Here is a 17,862-nt window from a genome sequence, read left to right as displayed (position 1 = left end):
GGCGACCGGTTGTGCTGTCCGACCTCGGTCCCTGGTGTGCGGTCCGAGTCGGGGCGGTGGTCCGCCGGTAGAGATACGGCGGAGGAATACGTGCATGGGTTCCGGCGAGAAGCCCCCCAGCTGGAAGCGTGGGAATGTCACGCCGATTCCGGAGCGTGCTCGAAACTGCCTGGCAGTGATCAAAGCAGTTGGGGAGGCTCCCGGAAGAAGGGTGGTCCCTGAAGGGGACACTTAGCACCGAGCCACGACGGCTTCGGATGCGTACTTGAGGTTAACACTACCGGATCCAACAGACATTCCCCCTCTCACTCACCGGCAATCGCGCCCTTCCGACAAGAGCGGCACCAGCAGGACCTAGCCAGCGAGCGGCAGCACGCTCGCACCCGCGGAGTCGAGGGCGAGCCGGTTGGCCGCCCATCCCTCGCCCGCGAGCAGCGCGACCTTGTCGGCCGTGCCGTTCTCGGCCAGCGCGAGGACCGTGGGTCCCGCGCCGGAGATGACCGCGGGGACTCCGTCCGCGCGCAGCCGGTTGACCAGTGCGACGCTCTCCGGCATCGCAGGGGCCCGGTATTCCTGGTGCAGCCGGTCCTCGGTGGCGGGCAGCAGCAGCTCGGGGCGCCGGGTCAGGGCCTCGACGAGCAGCGCGGCACGGCCGGCGTTGACGGCGGCGTCGACGTGCGGGACGGTGCGCGGCAGCAGGCCGCGGGCGGTCTCCGTCAGCACGGGCTTGGAAGGTACGAAGACCACCGGAACGATGGAGTCCGAGGGCTCCATCCTGATGGCCCTGGCGGCGCCCCCGTCCATCCAGGCCAGGGTGAAGCCGCCGAGCAGGCAGGCCGCGACGTTGTCGGGGTGACCCTCGATCTCGGTGGCCAGTTCCAGCAGCGCGGCGTCGTCGAGCTTGTTCTCCCCGCCTATGGTCACGGCGCGGGCGGCGACGATGCCGGCGCAGATGGCCGCCGAGGACGAGCCGAGGCCCCGGCCGTGCGGGATGCGGTTGGCGCAGACGACCTCCAGGCCGCGCGGCTGGCCGCCCAGCAGGTCGAAGGCGGTGCGCATGGAGCGTACGAGCAGGTGGCTCTCGTCGCGGGGCAGGCTGTCGGCGCCCTCTCCCGCGATGTCGATGTTCAGGCCGGAGTCGGCCACCCGGACGACCACGTCGTCGTAGAGCCCCAGGGCCAGGCCGAGGGCGTCGAAGCCCGGGCCGAGGTTGGCGCTGGAGGCGGGGACGCGCACCCGTACGGCGGCGGCGCGGAACGCTGGACCGGCCATCGCTCGATGACACTCCTTGTGACTGTGCGAGATGTTCGCGGTGAATGTACTTGACTTCGTACGGCATCCGAAGGCCCCGGGGGCAGCACCATGGGCATATGCGGCGGGTCGGATGTAAGTACAGCCTATCGAAGGAAGGTTCTGTCGCGACATAGGGCGCACAGGAGGCGCACGATGCGTGTCGCGGCGACCCTTGCCCGTTTGTCTGCGTACGGCCCGTCTTGCCGGTTTGCGCTCTCCGGCGCGGCGACCCGTTCACGGTTCTGGCCAACGGCCGAACCGGGGGTCCGGTTACGCGGAGGCCTCCCGTACGGGCGTACGGGAGGCCCCTCGGGGGTCCTAGACCAGGCCCAGCCGCACGGCGGCGGCCTCGGCGTCCACCGGGACGGTGACCGGCTGGGGGGCGCCGGCGATCGCCCAGTCGGGGTCCTTCAGGCCGTTGCCGGTGACGGTGCACACGATCTTCTGGCCCGGGTCGACCTTGCCCTGCTCGGCGGCCTTCAGCAGGCCGGCCACGGAGGCGGCGGAGGCAGGCTCCACGAACACCCCCTCCTGCGAGGCCAACAGGCGGTAGGCGGCCAGGATCTGACGGTCGGTCACCTCGTCGATGAAACCGCCCGACTCGTCGCGGGCCGCGAGGGCGTAGTCCCAGGAGGCCGGGTTGCCGATGCGGATCGCGGTGGCGATGGTGTGCGGCTCCTTCACCGGTTCGCCGCGCACGATGGGCGCGGAGCCGGAGGCCTGGAAGCCCCAGACCCGCGGGGTGTGCGTGGCGAGGTCGTCGGCCGCGTACTCCTTGAAGCCCTTCCAGTACGCGGTGATGTTGCCCGCGTTGCCGACCGGCAGGACGTGGATGTCGGGGGCGTCGCCGAGCGCGTCGACGATCTCGAACGCGGCCGTCTTCTGGCCCTCGATGCGCACCGGGTTCACCGAATTGACCAGCGCCACCGGGTAGTTGTCGGAGAGCCGGCGGGCGAGGGTGAGGCAGTCGTCGAAGTTGCCGTCCACCTGGAGGATCTTGGCGCCGTGCACCAGCGCCTGGCCCATCTTGCCCAGCGCGATCTTGCCCTGCGGTACGAGGACGGCGCTGACCATGCCGGCGCGCACCGCGTACGCGGCGGCGGAGGCGGAGGTGTTGCCGGTGGAGGCGCAGATGACCGCCTTGGCGCCCTCCTCCTTCGCCTTCGTGATCGCCATGGTCATGCCGCGGTCCTTGAAGGAACCCGTCGGGTTCGCGCCCTCGACCTTGAGGTGGACCTCACAGCCCGTGCGCTCGGAGAGGACCTGGGCCGGGACGAGCGGGGTGCCACCCTCGCGGAGGGTGACCACGGGAGTCGTCTCCGTGACCGGAAGCCGGTCCCGGTACTCCTCGATGATCCCTCGCCACTGATGGGTGCGATTGCTGCTCATGGGTCCTTTACTCCCCTTCAACACGCATGATGCTGGCGACACCGCGCACGGTGTCGAGCTTGCGCAGCGCTTCGACGGTCCCCGAGAGGGCCGCGTCGGCCGCGCGGTGGGTGACGACGACGAGGCTCGCCTCGCCGTCCTTGCCCTGCTGGCGGACGGTGTCGATGGACACGCCGTGCTCCGAGAACACCGTGGCCACCTGCGCGAGGACACCCGGCTTGTCCGCCACATCGAGGCTGATGTGGTAGCGGGTGACGACCTCGCCCATCGGGCTGACCGGCAGCTGGGTGTACGCCGACTCGCCGGGCCCCGTTGCCTCGGCGAGCTTGTTCCGGCAGACCGCGACCAGGTCGCCCAGGACCGCGGAGGCGGTCGGCGAGCCGCCCGCGCCGGGCCCGTAGAACATCAGCCGGCCGGCCGCCTCCGCCTCGACGAAGACGGCGTTGTACGCCTCGCGGACGGAGGCGAGCGGGTGGCTGAGCGGGATCATCGCCGGGTGGACACGGGCGGTGACGGACCGGCCGTCCGCCGCGCGCTCCAGGATGGCGAGGAGCTTGATGGTGCAGCCCATCCGCTTGGCGGATGCGAAGTCCGCGGCACTGACCTCGGTCATGCCCTCGCGGTACACGTCGTCGAGGCGGACGCGGGTGTGGAAGGCGATGCCGGCGAGGATCGCGGCCTTGGCGGCGGCGTCGTACCCCTCGACGTCGGCGGTCGGGTCGGCCTCCGCGTAACCGAGGGCGGTGGCCTCGTCGAGGGCCTCCTGGTACCCGGCGCCGGTGGAGTCCATCTTGTCGAGGATGAAGTTCGTCGTGCCGTTGACGATGCCCATCACGCGGTTGATCTTGTCGCCGGCGAGGGACTCGCGCATCGGGCGGACCAGCGGGATGGCGCCGGCCACGGCGGCTTCGTAGTACAGGTCGAGTCCCGCCTGCTCGGCCGCCGCGTGCAGCGCGGCGCCGTCCTGGGCCAGCAGCGCCTTGTTCGCCGAGACGACGGAGATGCCGTGCTCGAAGGCGGTGGTGATCAGGGTGCGGGCGGGCTCGATGCCGCCGATGACCTCGATGGCCACGTCGATGTCACCGCGTTTGAGCAGCGCGGTGGCGTCGGTGGTGATCAGCGCGGGGTCGATGCCCTCGCGCACCTTGGAGGGACGGCGCACGGCGACGCCCGCGAGTTCCACGGGCGCGCCGATCCTGGCTGTGAGGTCGTCGGCGTGCGTCGTCATGATGCGCGCCACCTCTGAGCCGACCACTCCACAGCCCAGCAGCGCCACCTTCAGCGGACGCGTACGCATCATCTCGACCTACGCCTTTCGTCATGACCCGGCTTGCTCGTGCAAGCACGGTGTGAACCAGTCTCACGCACTGGACAGGACTTTCCATCCCCTGTCCAGATCGCGAGATGTCTATTTCATTTATCCGAGGTCGAGACGCAGGAGATCCTCCTCCGTCTCGCGCCGGACGATCACGCGCGCCTCCCCGTCGCGGACCGCGACGACGGGCGGGCGCAGCGCGTGGTTGTAGTTGCTCGCCATGGAGCGGCAGTACGCCCCGGTCGCCGGTACGGCGATCAGGTCGCCCGGCGCCAGGTCGGCGGGCAGGAAGGCGTCCCGGACCACGATGTCACCGCTCTCGCAGTGCTTGCCGACCACGCGCGACAGCATGGGTTCCGCGTCGGAGCGGCGCGAGACGAGCGCCACGCTGTACTCGGCGTCGTACAGGGCGGTGCGGATGTTGTCCGACATGCCGCCGTCGACGCTCACGTACGTCCGCAGGCCCTCCAGCGGCTTGACCGTGCCCACCTCGTACAGCGTGAAGGCGGTGGGGCCGACGATCGCGCGGCCGGGCTCGACGGAGATGCGGGGGGTGCGCAGGCCCGCGGACTCGCACTCGCGGGTGACGATCTCGCCGAGGGCCTTGGCGATCTCGTGCGGCTCGCGGGGGTCGTCCTCGGGCGTGTAGGCGATGCCGAGGCCGCCGCCGAGGTCGATCTCGGGCAGCTCCACGCCGTGCTCGTCGCGGACGGCCGCGAGCAGCTGGACGACGCGGCGGGCGGAGACCTCGAAGCCGGCCATGTCGAAGATCTGCGAGCCGATGTGCGAGTGGATGCCGATGAGCTCCAGGCTCTCGTGGCCCAGCGCGCGGCGCACGGCCTCGGCGGCCTGGCCGCCGGCCACGGCGATGCCGAACTTCTGGTCCTCGTGGGCGGTGGCGATGAACTCGTGGGTGTGCGCCTCGACACCGACGGTGACGCGGATCTGGACGCGCTGGCGCCGTCCCAGCTCGGCGGCGACGTGGGCGACGCGGGCGATCTCCTGGAAGGAGTCGAGCACGATCCGTCCGACGCCGGCCTCGATGGCGCGGCGGATCTCGGCGACGGACTTGTTGTTGCCGTGGTACGCGATCCGCTCGGCGGGCATCTCGGCGGCGAGCGCGGTGGTCAGCTCGCCGGCGGAGCACACGTCGAGGTTGAGCCCCTCTTCCTTGAGCCAGCGCACGACGGCCTTGGAGAGGAAGGCCTTTCCGGCGTAGAAGACGTCGGCGTCGGTGCCGAAGGCGTGGGCCCAGGCGCGGCAGCGGGCGCGGAAGTCGGTCTCGTCGAGGAAGTAGGCCGGGGTGCCGAACTCCTCGGCGAGGCGCGTCACTTCGAGGCCGCCGACGGACACGACGCCGTCGTCGTTGCGGCGCACGGTCCGCGACCAGACCTTCTCGTCAAGGGCGTTGAGGTCGGCCGGCGGCGCGGTGTAGTGGCTCTCGGGCAGCACGTCACCGTGGCGGGGGCCTGCGGGGTGTGCGGAACGGCTCATGACGGCGTGGCTCTTTTCTGCGGTCTGCGTCTACGAAGTCTCGGGTGCGTCGATGCCGAGCAGGGACAGGCCGCCCGCAAGCACCGTCCCGGCGGCCTCGACGAGGGCCAGGCGGGAACGGTGGGCGGCCGAGGGTTTCTCGTCGCCGAGGGGCAGCACCGTGTGCTGGAGGTCGAGCAGGGCATCCCCGAGGGTGACGAGATGCCTGGCCAGCCGGTCGGGCGCGCGTTGGTGGGCGGCCGCTTCCAGTACGAGGGGGTACTCGGCGAGGGCGCGGAGTACGGGGTCGTGGTCGGGGGTGGCCCCGGCCTCGGGCGCGAATCCGAGCCGGGCGGCGTTGCGGAGCAGGGCGCGGGCGCGGGAGTGGGCGTACCGGACGAGGAAGAAGGGGTTGTCCTCGGTCTGCACGAGCAGGGTCGCGGGGAACGCGGGTGCCTCGGCGGGCGGCACGCTGAGCATGGCCCACCGGGCGGCCTGGTCGCCGTACCGCGCGACGGCGTCGGCGTCGCGGCGGGCGAGGGGGGCGACGTTCGGCCCGTCGTAGGGGTCGGCGATGCCGCGGGCCCGGAGCAACCGGACGACGACCTCGCGGACGACGCGGCGGCGGAGGTCGGTGGCGGTGTCGACGTCGAAGGGCTCGACGGGCAGGGGCGCGGAGGCGAACCCGTACGCGGCCCCCTTCCCACCCACCTCGCGCACCAGCTCGCCCGCGGAAGCCGGACGCAGCTCGAAATTGAGGAACCCGCCCCCGGTGACGACGACGCTCCGGATCCCGGGCTCGCGGGACAGGGAACCGGCCAGCACCTCGGCGACCCGCCGGGGCCCGCCCTCCACACCCTTGCCGACCCGGAAGGCGACGGGGGTGGCGTACTCCCCCACCCCACCCGGCCGGGTGCGCTCGACGACCACCCGCTCGGGCACGGTCACACCGCACAGCTCACCCCGCGCGACGGCACTGCGCACGGCACGCGCCACGGTGCGGGAGAGATCGGCGGGGGTCACGGGACAAGCGTATGGGAGAGGCCCCCCCTCCCCGCGAACCGATTCCGGCATGTGAACGCCGAGCCACCGGAATCCCCGACGCCCAAGCCCCCCGGGGGCCCGCCAAGCACTCGGGCACGGGGGCACCCGGGCACCCCAGGACCAAGGAACCCAAGCACCACCCGGGCACCACCCGGACACTCAGGCACCCGGACACTCAGGACTCAGGCAAAACCCAGGACTCAGAGACACTCAACGAATGACGGACCCGGCCCCCATCCGCCCCTCACCACTCTCGTCCTCGCCCTCCGGCCGCTCGTCGGCAGCCGGCCGGGTGTCGATCAGTCGCCGCACGAGCCGCACCAGCTCCGCCGGCTCGAAGGGCTTGGCGAGGAAGGCGTCCACCCCGGCCGCGACCCCGGTCTCGGCGTCGTACTGGGTACAGGCGCTGACGATGGCGACGGGCAGGTGGCACGTCCGCGGATCCGACCGCAGCCGTGCCGCGGCGTTGATCCCGTCCAGCCGCGGCATCACGACGTCCATGGTCACGACATCGGGCCGCACCTCATGGACCACGTCCAGGCATTCGGCACCATCGCTCGCGGTCACGACCTCGAAGCCCTCCAGCTCGAGGTTGACCTTGATCAGCTGCCGGATGACCTTGTTGTCGTCGACAACAAGCACCCGGCCCGACGCGCCTGGCACAACTTGAGAGTAGGTCCGCTCCGGGTCCCGCGTCCGGGTTTTCCCCACTTCCACCCCCTGCGGGCGACCCGCCCCCACAGACCTGCGAAACCCGTTCCTGATCACCCCTCCGGAGCTGGTAGTGTTCTTCCCGTCGCCGCAAGGCAACACCCCGCCCCCGTAGCTCAGGGGATAGAGCAACGGCCTCCGGAGCCGTGTGCGCAGGTTCGAATCCTGCCGGGGGCACCGCAGTTCAGGTGCCTAAAAGGCCCTCTGACCAGGCAACTAGCCAGGTCGGAGGGCCTGTTGTTTTGCGCAGCCATACGCCACCTCACGCACCTCTAGGACACCCCCTGTGGGACATGCGTGGGATCGGACATCAAGTGTCATTCCAGACAAACCAAGACACATCAAACGCCCCGAGGGTGAACCCTCGGGGCGTTTGATGTGATGATCGTCACGCGTATTCGGCGTAGAAGTTCTCGACCTTCTGGTTGGCAATCGCGGCTCGGCCATGTATGCACTTCGCATACCGGGCCAGAAGCACCTCCACGGAGTTGCCAGCCCTCCGGGCGGCCTCCGTGGGGTCCATGCCCGCATTGAGCCAAGCCGAGAGGGCGGCGTGACGTAGGTCATACGGGATGCCTGCCAGCGGGCTCGCGACCAACTCCGGCGGAAGACCAAACTCGCGCGCCTCGGACCAGACACGTCCATATGTGGATGACCCGACTACTCCTCCGCGCTCGTTGAAGAACAGCCGCCCGTCGTCGGCGACCCCGAAGGTCTCAATCCCATCCAGAAGCATCCAGACCAGCACCGGAGGTAGGGGCACCACCCGGACGTCCTCCGGTGCCCGGTTCTTCAGCCCCCGGTCATCATGAACTTCGCCAGTTTTCGTCCACTTCTTCCCGACTGTGGGCCGCGTCCGGTGGAGAGTGGCCGAACCCCACCCCTCCTTGGGGAGGTAGCAATCCGGGAGCGCGAGGCCCACAGCCTCGGCCGGCCGGATGCCCGCGTAGTACATCGCCCCGAACATACCGACCAACCGACGACCGCGAGCCCGCCCGAAAGACCCTACGTAGGAGGTCGCATCAATAAGGTTCGCGGCCTGTCGAGGATTCGCGACAACGCGCGGATCAACTTCTACGACTTTCTTGCTGACCGTCTCCTTCACCTGGCCGACCGGATTTTCTGCGAACTCGCCGATCTCCGTCGCATAGTTGAGTGCCGCCACGAATCCCTTGCGCTTTCGCTTCGCGAACTCTGTGGACGCTTGGGTGCCGTCGAGCTTGAGTTTCAGGGCGTCGAGGACGGTATGCACGATCTTCTTGTCGTCCAGGGCCCTCAGGGGCGGGGAATTCTCCGCGACCCAGTTGAGGACCGCCCGGGAGTCCGCTGGAATCTCGCGATCATTCGGTCCGGGGAGAACGAAAGCCCAGTCGCGCAGGGCCCGCTGTAGCGCCATGTCAGCGGGCCTGCCAGGGGTCTTGGGAAGGATGGCCTTGGTGACCGCCGTCAGCGACTCGTTGATCTCGTCGCGGTAGTTCGGTGAGGCCATCGGCCACCTTCGCCCCATGTAACTCAGAGCAAACTCGTACCAGGTCGGGCCTTGCGGCTGCTCCTCCATGGAGCCCGGCAGGCCGCTCTCCGTGTCGAACTGCTCACCGGCCTCCTGGGCCATGAGCAACCGGGCGCGCAGCTTGTCTGCCAGCCCCTGGGTGGCCCGCGACCGCGAGAAGGGACGGCCGGCCACGCCCCACCGCACCTCGAAAGTGTCCTTGCCCTGACGCCGCTTCGTCCTGACCTGCCATATTCGGACGTCAGTCGTTTTCAAGCTGCCAAATCCTCTCTTTCCTGCAGCCATTCGAGAAAGTCGCCACGCCATAGCCGCAGCTCACCATTAGGAAGCTTGAAGGACGCCGGCGCGACACCCAGCTCCCTCCATCGGTAAAAAGTTCTACGCGATACACCGCCGAGCTCTGAAAGCACCTCGGGAACCGTCATGAGCACATCGCCCGCTCGCGACTTTTCGCTCTGTCGCCGCCGCCTCACGAAACCACCTGCTCGGAGCGGCGGTAAGCCACTACGAGTGGAAAGCAGCCTCCACAGGGCCACATCAGGGCAAGGAGCGGCGCAAATTCGCGTGAGGAAGGATTTTCTTCGAGCCGGAGCACGTCGCAGTTCCTAAGGGTTCATCCGAGCGAACCGGGGGGGCAGGGGTTCCCTTGGCTTCGCATCCGTAGTCGGCCCTCGGCGGCCGACGGGAACAGGAGTCGCGATCTGGTCCACCGCCAAGCAGCCAGAACACGTCCCTGATGATCCGGACGATCCCCGGTTTCGGAAACCGGGGATCGTCCGCTACATTGCGCCCTGCACTCAGCACCCCATCAGGCCGTAAGGCTGTATCGGTGAACGCCCCCGTGAAGTTCACGGCGGGACAGCAAGCCTTCTTTCGTCAGTCGTTCAAGGCCGACTTGGGCTGTCGGCGTTGAGCAGCCAACAGCCCTCGCCACCTGGCCAGCCGTCACTTCCGGGTGATTCGCCACCCATGCGAGGATCTTCTGGCCGAGCAGGAGATCCTGCTGCTTCTGGGCAGCCACGAATAGCCCGGCGCAACAGAGGCAAAGACACAAGGCGGTCGAGACGCCGACAAGATCGCCTTGCAGTGATGCCGTAGCGGCGTTGATTGCCCCCACAGCAAAGAGGACTGGGGATGCATATCGAAGGGATCCGGACAGGGACAGGGAGGCTCCTAAGAGAATCGGGCCGCAGGTTAGCGGCGGATAAATCGGTGGGTGTGTAGGTTGACATGCGGATGCGCTTTGCTCCAGTCCTGTCCTGTAAATACTTGTCTGCCGAGAGCGATACCGCCCCTCTCGCCTTTTTCGTGGCCTCGGGCCGGCATTCACAGGGTCGAAGAGCCCGAGGGCATGGGGGACCCCCGCTCAGCGTGCGAGGTGAGCTCTGCCGCGGCTACGGCAACCACGGCACCGCAGGTGTCGGCAGCAGCAGCGGAGTGGCTCGGGTGCTCAACGGCTGATCGGGCCGGCCCGGCTGCAAGAGTGGTCGAGGAGGCGCGTACGGAACCCCAGCCTCGATATTTCAGCCAACGGCAAGAGGATCGACCGATACGGCTAAGCCGACACGTGCGGAAGCGACGGCGGCGACGGAGCCATCCTCATCACCTGGTGAGACCACTGGGTCCGAGCAATCGCTGCACAAGGCAGGGCTGCACCGTCAGGTCCCGGCGAGCGCCGGCGTCCTGTGCTCGGGCCGGTCACCGACAGCTCGGCGACCTTCTAAAAGCTGCTTTTCCCTATCGATCAGGAGGATCATCCAACAGCGTGCCAGCCCCAGGGCCGTGGTCCCTTCCGTCCTCGCAGGCAGTCAACTCGGCTCTGGGCTTCGGTTCTCGCCGACAAATCAAGGTCCGCGATCTGCAGGGCGAAGGTAACGAGCCGGAGCTCACGAATTCCGCGGAGCGTTGGGTAGCCGGGCCAGTCCATGACGTCGTACCCGTACTGGTCGCAGTAAGCCCGGTATCGGTCGGTGGATAGGCTCCCAAAGGTGTCGGCCTCGATCGCGGTCGACGTGAGGTCCCACTCCGGGGGGCCGATGGATGTGCGTTCGTAGTCGAGAAGGACGGCCCGTCGCATCGGTGTCTTGATCACCGCGCAGTTCCCCGTCCAGGCGTCGCCGTGGACCACACAGTCCCCCCGACCGCTGGGCAGGTCCCGCCATTGTCCTTCGAGCTCGCGGAGACGGTTCAGGAGCCAGGCACGATCCTCCTCAGCCACGGCGCGGGAGGCGGCGAGCCGCTCCTCGATCCGGACGAACGGGTTGAGCCGGCCGATCGCGAAGCCGGGGAGGGGGAGGCGGTGAAGCTGGGCCAGGAGGCCGGCGAGGTCTGCCTCCGTGCCGGCCTCATGCGGAGGAAGGAGTTCCCAGAAGGTGGCCGCTCGACCGCTCGCGATCACCGGCTGGTCTATCGCGAGAGGTTCGACCGTGGGCACGCCGGCCGAAGCCAACCATCGCGCCACGGCGACTTCGCGAGCAGCGGCCTCGTTCTGACCGGGCCTGGCGATCCTGACGACGACGTCGGAGGCGAGCCTCCACAGTGCGTTCTCACCCAACCGGATGAGCGTGGCGCCGCAGGCAGAGAACCCTCTCGCCGCCACGACCTCTGCGAGCACCGCCCGGGACAACTCGATGTCGGCCGTGGTCATGCCAGTACGGCACCGATCCTGGCTCGGAGCTCGGCGAGCTCCGGCCTCCGGCTGAAGGGGGCGGCAGCCTGCGCAAGGGAGACGACGTCGGCAGCGGCACGACGGGAGCTCAGGCGGCCTACCTCGTCGAGGGCCTTCGTGGCCACAGCCGCAGCGCGATCCGGCTCGCGGGTCGACATCAGCAGCGTCGCGAGTTTGGTCCCGGAGAGTGCACGGGACCGAGCGAATTCCGGGGTGTGGCCTTCGACTGCGCTCTCCAACCGGTGCCGCGCCAGTTCGACGGCGGTCCTGTCTCCCGCGAGCATCGCCACATCGAAAAGTGCGTGCCCCGTGTCTCCGAGGTGCTGGGCGTGATCGTAGAAGAGCATCCAGGGAGCCTCCTCTCTGAGGCTCTTCGCCCGGGTCACGATGTCATCGGACAGGCCGATGACATCACGGGCCTCCTTGGCTTGCTTCATCTTGGCCAAAGCCCGCGCCCTGGCGTTGTGGAGCATCGCTTGCTCGCGCGGAGTGAGTCGATCGGACCGTACCAGGCCCACTTCCGCGAGCGTGAGGCCCTTCTGCGGTCGGCCGCGCCAGATCTCCTGCCTCGCGTGCCAGTTGAGAGCGCTGGCCCGCAGGCTCCAGTTGTCAGCTTCCTCGGCACACTGGCGCCCCAGCTCCAGGAGCGCGGCGGCCTCGTCGTGCTGGAGCCGGTCAAATGCCGCGGCTCCGAGCACAATCGCCAGTCGGCCGACGTCTGTGAACAGGTCCTGCCTGAGCGATGGAGGGCAACTCAGATCCAGAAGGGCGCGAGCTCTGGCCATCTCCCCTTCGGCGGCACTCTGGACGAGTCCGTCTCCACCGAACCGAGCGTCCCACCGGGACAGGGTGGTGGAGGCGGCCCGGACCTGTTGGATGTCCTCCGCGCGAACCTGCCGCGGGCGGGGCGGCCCAGCGGGCAGGGCTGTGGCTGCAACGCCGAGGCCCCCGAGTAAGGTCATCAGCTTGCGGCGGTCCACTGCAGACATCCTCTCTAGGTAGGCGACCGGGATCCCTCCCACCCTGCCCGAGAGCCAGTCTTCCATGCCGCTCACGACGGGAAGGGTCACGTCCTTGTCCGCATGGGAGCCCTCTTGTGGCTCCTCTTGTTCCACGTACCGCCACAGTCGTGTTAGGGCGCCGCCGGCGTCGAGCGCGACATCGAACTTGGCCGCCAACTGTGCGGTGCACCGCCTCTGGTTCTTCTCGATTCGTTCTACGTACGTGGCGCTGAGCTGCACCAGCTCGCCTAGGGCCTTGGAGGAGAGGTGCCGCACTCTGCGCCAGTTCCGAAGTTCCTTGCCCCACCAGGCTCGCGCCGATTGGTTCTCGTCCAGCGGTACCGGCTTCTGTGCCATGGCTCCCCCTTTCGGCTTCTCCATGCGGACAAGAGGCTTGTCCGCATGGGCAGATTCTTTGAATACCCCACTCTGGACTTCGAGTTCGGCGAAACCGCCAGACTCCACTCACCCGGGCGGGAAGGCCGTGGGTACGACGAAGCCCGGCTCCTCCCAGGGAGGCGCCGGGCCAGCACAGGCGGGCAGGAGTCAGATCGTGCCTTGGTCCACCGCAGCGGTGAAGGCCGCCCATGCGTCGTGGCCCAGGCTGATCGTGCCGCTGTTGGGCCGCTTGGAGTCACGCACTCGGAGGCCGTCCCTCGCGAACGCGCACTCCACGCACTCGTTGTTAGGCGAGCCGCTGTACGAGCTGGTGAAGTATTCGAGCTGGTCTTCCACGTGTCCTCTACTTACTTGCGAGATGCAGGAATCGATCACGCGCCTCGGCGATGAGGGCCGCCGATGCGGAAGGGTCAAGCGCCTCCTGGCGCAGGTAGGCATGGCCGCCCGCGTACTCCTCAAGCGCTTCGGTGTGCTCCAGGAAGACGCCGCCGGTCTGGTGCTCCAGAAAGACGACATCGAGGGCGGGCCCACCGAATCCACCGTAGATCACGTGGCTGCCGAGTCCCGCGCTGTAGACCCCGCCTTCGAAGGGGAGGACCTGGATCGCGATGGTGTCCTGGCTGCCGCGCTTCAGAAGCTGCGACATCTGGGCCGCCATCACCTCGGGGCTGCCGACATTGCGCCGTAGCACGGCCTCGTCGAGGAACACCTCATACCGGGGAGGCACGTCTCGGTCAAGAATCTGCTGCCGCCGCATCCGCAGGCTCAGGCGGTCCCCCAGGTCGTCCTCCGGCAAGGACCAACCCGGAGTCGTCTTGATGGACTTGGCGTAGTCCATTGTCTGCAGCAGGCCGGGGATCACTCCGCCGGCGAGCTGGCGGATGTGGGTCGCCTCGTCCTCCAGGGCCAGCAGAAGCCGCATGTGCTCCGGTAGATCGCCGCGGTCCATCCACCATCCACCGGTGTCCTGGCTGTTCTTGGCCAGGTCGACCAGCTCCAGGCGCTCCTCGTCCGATGCCCCGTAGAGCCTGCAGAGCTGATCCACGAGCGGCCACCGCACCTTGGTCTTCGCGCGCTCGTAACGGCTCAGCGTGGCCTTGGAGATGCCTACTCCAGCCCCAGCTTCCTCCCCCGACAGTCCGGACTGCTTCCGGAGGGCTGCCAGACGGATGCCGAGCAGGCGAAGGCGGGTGGTCGGACCTTCCCACCCGGGGACATCAGCCGAGGCGGCTGGCCCTGTCGGTGTCAGCATGGCGTACTCCCCTTACGCGAGTGCCGCCATCCTTCCCGCTCGTACGGGGCGGCCACAAGGCAAGGTACACGGCACGGTTTCGGCAGCGGCATATGCATGATCCGCTCATGCGGACACTCTCACCGTGAGAGTTTCACGGGCTGCCGGGCGGCGACATACTCCAGTCGCGCCACCAAGCAACCGGTCGTTCGCACCCCTGCTGACGCTGTGATGCGGCGCCCTCCCGCACATGCACGTTCCCCGAGCAGTCCGTCGCCTCGTACGCCTGAGGAGCCCCCCATGGCACATGAGCACACCCTCCGGACCCCTGAACGTCCTTCCTCTCGCCTGGCACCGCTCCGGAACGCCGTCGCCGTCTCCCTGCCCAGCTCGCCGGCGTGCGTCCGAACGTCGCGGCAGGTCGCGGCGGAAGCGATGGAGCGGTGGGGTGGCATCCCCGCGGCGGTGGCGGCTGACGCGCTCGTCGTCGTGTCCGAGCTGGTGACGAACGCGGTCCTGCACGGCGGTGAGGGCAGCGCCGAGGAGGTCGTCGGGCTGCACATCGAGCACTGCGGCGACGAGCTGGTGGTCGAGGTCACCGACGGGACCTCGAAGCCGGCCCGGCTCAAGACCGCAGGGGCCGCGGAGACAGGGGGCCGAGGTCTTCTCCTGGTGACGAGGCTGGCCAAAGACTGGGGTCTCAGCGACAAGAACCGCACCACTTGGGCTCGCCTTACAACTCGCCCCCAGGAGCGGGCATGCTGATCGCGCGCAAGGACGAGACCACTCTGGAGTGGCTCCGGGCCTCGCTCGCGCGGTCTGTTGCGGACGACCCGCCGGACGACGAGGAGGACCTGCTCGCCGCCATCGACGCGGTCATGGATCCCTGCCACGCGCCGGCGCCCCCGGCAGCGCCTTCCGTGACCGGTGCCCTGCTGGACCGTCTCCCCTTCCGGCCCCGGCGCCGCGAGGAGGTCGCGCTGAAGGCCGGCGCGCTCTCCGAGGAGGACGTGGCCCGGATCCTTTTCCAGTTCAGGCGCGCGACCGAGCCGGCCATCAACCGAGCGACGGTCCGGGTCCGGCCCGTTCCGACCCGGCTGATCACGCAGGCGCGTGCGCTCCACCAGGGCATGTCCGAGGGCGATGAGACGGTCGGCTACCTGCGCCGGTACGCCCAGGTGCTCCTGAACCTCCTGGACCTGGTGAGGGGTGACACCTCGTGACGCCCCCTCCCCCCGCGCTCGTCGACCTCCCCCTGCTCGTCCACACAGCCCGTTCCCTTCTCTCGTCCCGCTGCCGGAGCATCATGACCCCCGACTTCGAAGCCGCCCCCGACCCGCAGAGCGCCGAGCCGGTCGGCGACCCGACGCTCATCCGGATCCGGTCGGATCTGGCGGCGCTGAGGCGGCTCGGGAAGCAGTACGACACGGTGTCCGGAGGCGACACCGAGGGCGTGTTGCGGTTGGTGACGCCCTGGCTGCCGGTCGCCGAAGGGCGTCTGCAGGCCGCGGAGGGCTCGCCCGCCGACCAGGCCCGCTGGCGGAGCCTCATCGACGAGGTGCACACCAGGTCCGACGCCGGCTTCGTGACGGCGAACTCGGCTGCGAGGCGCCTGCTGCGGGAGCTGGCGGAGGCGTTCTTGCCGGGGCCGAGCGTGCGCGAGATCGCGGACCGCGTGCGCAGGGGAATCGCCGACGGCGTCCTTCCTCCCGGAACCCTGCTGTCGCGTCTTCGGATCCTGGCGGACGCCGGACTGACTCCGGCCTCCGGCACGCGTGTGGACCTCGCTCTCCAGGACCTCGCGGCCGACGGCCTGGTCGTGGTCCGGCACTCGAACCAAGTCCTGGTGGCGGGCAGGAAGACGTGCGACCAGGTCACCATCGCGGCCGACCTGCTGCGCGCACTGGTGTCCACCGGTATCTATCCCCTGATGTCGTCCCTGCCCGGCCAGCAGGATCTGTCCCGGCTGCTCGCCGCCGAGAGGCCGATCGTCAGCCGGGCCTTGCACCGGCTGCACGAGGAGGGGTACCTCTCCGTCCAGCCCAGCAGGCGAGCGGTGGTCCGCCCGGTGCCGCCGGTCCCGGTGAGCGGGCCGCCCACGCTGGAGGACTTGGTCGGGCGGCTGCGCAGGGCGGCGCCGTCCGGTACGAATCTCGATCGTGCCAGCCTCCGCAAGAGCTGCCGCCGGGCCAAGACCTGGCAGCACCGCCGCTCGGCCCCCGACGCCGAATCGCTGCGGGAGGTGCGCCAGAGCCTGGTCGCCGCCGCCGCGGACCTGCTCCCGCTCGCCGCCCGCCGGCACCCGGACGACCCGGACGCACACGCCGTCCTCGGGTACACCGTCACCGCCGCGCTGCACGACTGGCCGGCGGAGCGGGAGATCGAGGTCTGGCGTCTGGCGTGCGTGGCCACCGCCGTCCTGGACGTCCTCGACCTCGCGGGGGCTGCCGCGTGAGCACCGACCGCCTGCCCCAGCCCCGGAGCGCGATGAGCACCGCCCCGATGCACCCCTACCTCGCGCGCGAGCTGGCCGCCCGGGCGGAGAGGGCTGACGAGCACTGGGCCCGGCTGGCCCGGCTGCAGCCGGCCGACCAGCTGGTCGGCGCCGGCCGCCACATGGATCACGTCAACGCCGCGTTCCTGGCGCGGGCCGTGGCGGACTACGGATGGCCCGGCGTGCCGCTCGTCGGCGAGGAAGGCGCGAGGGCCGCGTGGCGACTTGCCCTTCGCGCCGACACCCGGGCCGACATCCAGCGGCTCGCATCCCGGCTGATGCACGAGGCCGTGGACCAGGGCGCCGCCTCCCTGCGGCAGTGGGCTCACCTCTACGACCGGTGTCTCGTCAACGGGAACCTGCCGCAGCTCTACGGCACCCAGTACCGCCTCGGCCCCGACGGGCCCGAGCGGCAGACGGTGTCCGAACCGGCTGGCGATCTCGACGCGCGCCGGGCCGCGGTGGGACTCCCGCCCGCCGGCCTCGCGCTGGGGAGGCTGCGCGACCGTCTGGCCGCGGCCCCGTCCTTCGGCGCGGCGACGCCCTCTGTCCTCGCGGGCGCGGCATGACCACCGCTTTCGCCCCGGGCGACATCACCCACACCCTCTGATCGAAAGGACTGTCTGATGAGGATCGGTACCGCGGTACTGCTCGCGGGCGCGGCTGTGGCCGGCGTCGGCGTGGCCCGTCTGCGCCAGGAGGCGAAGCACCAGCGGGAACGGGTCGACATCGCCCTCACCCGCAACCAGCTGGACTGGCTGGAGAAGGTCTTCACGGACCCCGGCGTGGCGGCGAAGTGGGCGCCCGCCGGCATGGAGCCCGAGGAGTACATGGGGCTGATGTCCGCCAACCACATGCTCTGCACCCTCAGCCTGCGCGACCGGCTCGGCCACGTGAGCAAGCACCAGCTCCGCCTCTACGCCTCGATGATCATGGGCAACGAGACGGCCCGGCGGTACTGGGAGAAGTTCGGGAACCTCCGCGCCGAGGAGGCGACAGGAGACCCGCGGGCCGAGCGCCTCCACGACGCCCTGGCCAGGGCCGCGGACGAAGCCGGACGGGCCGGGCGCGAGAGCCAGCCCGCCGCTGCCTGACGCGGAGGGGACGTCCCGCGCCGTCCTGACAGCGCGGACCTAGACCGGGGCCTCCCTCATCCGAGGGAGGTGGCGCACCCGTCCGCGCCCCGGCCGCACCTCCGTGGAGGAGTTCGCGGCCGGCCCTCCCCTCACTGACGCGGCGGGTCCGAGGGGTACGGCATCCCACACCCCAAGAGAACCCCTTTTATACAGATATGCCCCCCTGGAGTAGGGCGGTGCCCTGGCCGACCGCTTGAT

The 17,862-nt window shown here is 69.4% G+C and carries 18 protein-coding genes and 1 tRNA gene; 6 read left to right on the top strand and 13 right to left on the bottom strand.

Translation table 11 applies throughout. From position 1 onward, the window contains the following. Window positions 1-354: 354 nt before the first annotated feature. The 6 genes from thrB to ACIF6F_RS20840 all read right to left on the bottom strand — a co-directional run bounded on the left by thrB (window position 355) and on the right by ACIF6F_RS20840 (window position 7,225). On the bottom strand, window positions 355-1,272 hold the full coding sequence (gene thrB / locus ACIF6F_RS20865) for a homoserine kinase (RefSeq protein WP_399948592.1): 918 nt from the start codon (window positions 1,270-1,272) through the stop codon (window positions 355-357). Between the two features lie 339 nt (window positions 1,273-1,611). After that, window positions 1,612-2,682 (bottom strand): threonine synthase, encoded by a 1,071-nt coding sequence (gene thrC / locus ACIF6F_RS20860; protein WP_399948590.1) that lies wholly within the window; start codon window positions 2,680-2,682, stop codon window positions 1,612-1,614. Between the two features lie 7 nt (window positions 2,683-2,689). After that, a complete protein-coding gene (locus tag ACIF6F_RS20855; protein ID WP_399948588.1) occupies window positions 2,690-3,982 on the bottom strand; it encodes a homoserine dehydrogenase in 1,293 nt (430 codons plus the stop codon). Between the two features lie 117 nt (window positions 3,983-4,099). Beyond that, a complete protein-coding gene (lysA, locus tag ACIF6F_RS20850; RefSeq protein ID WP_399948585.1) occupies window positions 4,100-5,491 on the bottom strand; it encodes a diaminopimelate decarboxylase in 1,392 nt (463 codons plus the stop codon). A 30-nt stretch (window positions 5,492-5,521) separates the two neighbouring features. Then, window positions 5,522-6,493 (bottom strand): ArgS-related anticodon-binding protein NrtL, encoded by a 972-nt coding sequence (nrtL, locus tag ACIF6F_RS20845; protein ID WP_399948583.1) that lies wholly within the window; start codon window positions 6,491-6,493, stop codon window positions 5,522-5,524. A gap of 231 nt (window positions 6,494-6,724) precedes the next feature. Then, the gene (locus ACIF6F_RS20840; RefSeq protein WP_399948581.1) at window positions 6,725-7,225 is read right to left on the bottom strand and encodes a response regulator; all 501 of its coding nucleotides are present in this window, start codon (window positions 7,223-7,225) and stop codon (window positions 6,725-6,727) included. Window positions 7,226-7,330: 105 nt separating this feature from the next. Between ACIF6F_RS20840 and ACIF6F_RS20835 the strand changes: the two genes are divergently transcribed. After that, window positions 7,331-7,402 (top strand) — tRNA-Arg (locus tag ACIF6F_RS20835). Window positions 7,403-7,613: 211 nt separating this feature from the next. Here ACIF6F_RS20835 and ACIF6F_RS20830 read toward each other — a convergent pair. The 7 genes from ACIF6F_RS20830 to ACIF6F_RS20800 all read right to left on the bottom strand — a co-directional run bounded on the left by ACIF6F_RS20830 (window position 7,614) and on the right by ACIF6F_RS20800 (window position 14,055). Further along, window positions 7,614-8,909: a tyrosine-type recombinase/integrase gene (locus ACIF6F_RS20830; protein WP_399948579.1), complete on the bottom strand. Its 1,296-nt coding sequence runs from the start codon at window positions 8,907-8,909 to the stop codon at window positions 7,614-7,616. A 77-nt stretch (window positions 8,910-8,986) separates the two neighbouring features. Next, a complete protein-coding gene (locus tag ACIF6F_RS20825; protein ID WP_399948577.1) occupies window positions 8,987-9,160 on the bottom strand; it encodes a helix-turn-helix transcriptional regulator in 174 nt (57 codons plus the stop codon). Between the two features lie 383 nt (window positions 9,161-9,543). Then, window positions 9,544-9,702: a hypothetical protein gene (locus ACIF6F_RS20820; protein ID WP_399948978.1), complete on the bottom strand. Its 159-nt coding sequence runs from the start codon at window positions 9,700-9,702 to the stop codon at window positions 9,544-9,546. A 786-nt stretch (window positions 9,703-10,488) separates the two neighbouring features. Then, on the bottom strand, window positions 10,489-11,382 hold the full coding sequence (locus tag ACIF6F_RS20815; RefSeq protein ID WP_399948575.1) for a phosphotransferase family protein: 894 nt from the start codon (window positions 11,380-11,382) through the stop codon (window positions 10,489-10,491). Continuing rightward, window positions 11,379-12,761 (bottom strand): helix-turn-helix domain-containing protein, encoded by a 1,383-nt coding sequence (locus ACIF6F_RS20810; RefSeq protein WP_399948573.1) that lies wholly within the window; start codon window positions 12,759-12,761, stop codon window positions 11,379-11,381. Before ACIF6F_RS20810 ends, ACIF6F_RS20815 begins: the two co-directional genes overlap by 4 nt. 189 nt (window positions 12,762-12,950) lie before the next feature. Further along, entirely contained in the window at window positions 12,951-13,139 is a 189-nt protein-coding gene (locus tag ACIF6F_RS20805) for a DUF397 domain-containing protein (protein ID WP_399948571.1), read from the bottom strand. A 7-nt stretch (window positions 13,140-13,146) separates the two neighbouring features. Continuing rightward, the gene (locus tag ACIF6F_RS20800) at window positions 13,147-14,055 is read right to left on the bottom strand and encodes a helix-turn-helix domain-containing protein (protein ID WP_399948569.1); all 909 of its coding nucleotides are present in this window, start codon (window positions 14,053-14,055) and stop codon (window positions 13,147-13,149) included. A 96-nt stretch (window positions 14,056-14,151) separates the two neighbouring features. Between ACIF6F_RS20800 and ACIF6F_RS20795 the strand changes: the two genes are divergently transcribed. From ACIF6F_RS20795 to ACIF6F_RS20775, 5 genes are all read left to right on the top strand, one after another. After that, window positions 14,152-14,799 carry an ATP-binding protein gene (locus ACIF6F_RS20795; protein ID WP_399948567.1) on the top strand — a complete coding sequence of 216 codons (648 nt, stop codon included), beginning with the start codon at window positions 14,152-14,154 and terminating at the stop codon, window positions 14,797-14,799. Further along, window positions 14,793-15,257 (top strand): hypothetical protein, encoded by a 465-nt coding sequence (locus ACIF6F_RS20790; RefSeq protein ID WP_399948565.1) that lies wholly within the window; start codon window positions 14,793-14,795, stop codon window positions 15,255-15,257. The genes ACIF6F_RS20795 and ACIF6F_RS20790 overlap by 7 nt, the downstream gene beginning before the upstream one ends. An 83-nt stretch (window positions 15,258-15,340) precedes the next feature. Then, window positions 15,341-16,489, top strand: a complete 1,149-nt coding sequence (locus tag ACIF6F_RS20785; protein ID WP_399948563.1) for a GntR family transcriptional regulator — start codon at window positions 15,341-15,343, stop codon at window positions 16,487-16,489. Then, window positions 16,486-17,097 (top strand): DUF6624 domain-containing protein, encoded by a 612-nt coding sequence (locus tag ACIF6F_RS20780; protein WP_399948561.1) that lies wholly within the window; start codon window positions 16,486-16,488, stop codon window positions 17,095-17,097. The genes ACIF6F_RS20785 and ACIF6F_RS20780 overlap by 4 nt, the downstream gene beginning before the upstream one ends. Window positions 17,098-17,154: 57 nt before the next feature. Beyond that, window positions 17,155-17,622: a DUF6082 family protein gene (locus tag ACIF6F_RS20775; RefSeq protein WP_399948559.1), complete on the top strand. Its 468-nt coding sequence runs from the start codon at window positions 17,155-17,157 to the stop codon at window positions 17,620-17,622. Window positions 17,623-17,862: the final 240 nt, after the last annotated feature.

Source organism: Streptomyces sp. NPDC086023 (assembly GCF_044540325.1).
In the GTDB taxonomy this organism is placed as follows: Bacteria; Actinomycetota; Actinomycetes; order Streptomycetales; family Streptomycetaceae; genus Streptomyces.
The sequence above is the reverse complement of the archived record's forward strand: the minus strand, read 5'-3'. Positions and strand labels throughout refer to the sequence as shown.